This is a genomic window from Rhodopirellula europaea 6C, assembly GCF_000338295.1.
GTDB lineage: Bacteria > Planctomycetota > Planctomycetia > Pirellulales > Pirellulaceae > Rhodopirellula > Rhodopirellula europaea.
The window spans coordinates 1-1,986 of record NZ_ANMO01000255.1; the positions used below are offsets into that span (position 1 = coordinate 1).

Here is a 1,986-nt window from a genome sequence, read left to right on the forward strand (position 1 = left end):
GACGACACCAATGTCCGTTCCGCCATCGGCGTCGGTGACCTGGTAAGTGAAGCTATCTATCCCGCTCCAATCTTCGTTGGGCGTGTAGGTAAAGGTGCCATTTGAAGCGAGTTGAACCGTGCCGTTGGCTGGGCCGTTCAAAACGCTGGCGGTCAAATTAGTCGTCGCGGTTTCTAGGTCCGTGTCGTTGGTCAACACGTTGCCCAGGGCGTCGTTGTCTTCATCAACCGCAGCGATGATGTCATCCGTTGCAACCGGAGCATCGTTGACCGACAGCACGTTGATGTTCACTGAGCCGGTGACCGGAGTGGTTCCGTCGGTGGTGGTGTAATCAAAGCTGACAGGGCCGTGGTAGTTCGTTGCAGGCGTGAAGACCATCGAACCGTTGGTGTCGGCCATTAACGAACCGAACGTCGTGGTGCCGTCCGTGACCGTGATCGCCGTACTGAAATCGGTGATCGGCGTGCCACCGTTGATCGTGACGCTGGCCAAGGTCAACGAATCGAATTCAGGATCGCTGTCGTTTCCGAGCACACTAAAGGAAACTGCGGTATCTTCCCCAGTGGTGATGAAGTCGTCATTGACAATCGGTGCATCGTTGGTCGGATTGACCGAGATGAACACAAGGCCATACGCGGTCGCCGACTGATCGTCCGTCACACTCACGATCAACGTGTAGTTGTTCTGAACATCGGCGTCGAGAACGCTCGGATTGGATACCGTGATTTCACCATCGCTATCGATGGCGAACGCGGGTGTACCAAAGCCGTCACCGCCAACAATGTTGTAAGTAAACACGGTGCTATCGGGATCAATTGTCTCAGCCAAACCATCCGCGACCGACGTTCCGATATTACCGACGATGGTATTTCCGGCTGCATTCTCGGCGACATTGAACGAAGCCGGGATCAGCGTCGGTGCATCATTTAGCCCCAGCACAGTGACGGTGACCGCAGCAGTCGAAGTCAGATTTCCATCACTGATTGTATAGGTGACAGTCGTATCTTCGCTTGCTCCCTGAGCCAGATCGTCAAAGTCCATGCCCGGATCGAATGCAATGTTGCCGTTGGCAAAAATTCGGAACGTACCACCGCTGGAACCGGCAACCGCTAAGCCCACATTGGCTGCCACGCCACCGACACTTGTCACCGTCAACGGACCACCGTTGGGATCACTGTCCAAATCAGGTGTAGTCGATGGATTCGCCAACAGCACATTGGCACCGGAGATCAACGAGTTCTCAAAGGTCGTAAACGCATCGTTCACGGCCGTTGGAGCCGCATTGTTGACTTTGATCGTAAACGTCTTTGTCGTGAACAATCCCGATTCATCCGTGGCCCGAATCGTAATGTCGTACAATCCGCCTGATGTTTCAAAATCAATCAGCGATGCATCAGCCACCTGGATTTTTCCATCGTCGGCGTTAGGGACACCGGCGGTGTCATCGTTGACGATCTTGAATCGACCGCCTGCGTTGTCATCCAAGCTATAGGTAATGTCGCTGCCATCGCGAGCTTCTGATTCGGCTTGCAGACCGACATAGTCGTCGTTCACGGCAGAGCCTTCGGTCACTTCGCCATTGAAGTCCGGTGCCGAACCGTTGCTGGCGGCGTCAGCATCTTCAATTTCTGTCGGAGGCAATCCGTCGAGCGATTCGATGTCGCCGTAGGTGATGTTCTGGAATGCACCGGCGAATTCATAAACACCAGACTCAGGAGTCAGCGATGCAGAAGTAATTGTGGCTTCCGCAGCATCCACATCGACACTGAGCGTGTCAAAGTCACCCAGGTCAGTGCCGACATTTAGATCACCCTCGACCGTGAACTCTGTGCCAACGCTCGGTTCGATGATGAAAATGTCATCGCCATCGCCACCGGTAACCAACGTTCCCGCCCCAGCGACCAGACTTGCCACGAATCTCCGCCATGCCTGGCGAATTATCCTGACCAACCTTGATGTCAATCGTGTCGGCGCCGGCATCCAACA

Annotated in this window: 1 protein-coding gene; it reads right to left on the reverse strand. The window is 54.6% G+C overall.

All coding sequences use genetic code 11. The features are described 5' to 3' along the window. A partial coding sequence (locus tag RE6C_RS26895) for an Ig-like domain-containing protein (RefSeq protein WP_008661785.1) occupies positions 1-1,914 on the reverse strand: 1,914 nt, incomplete at its 3' end. Positions 1,915-1,986: the final 72 nt, after the last annotated feature.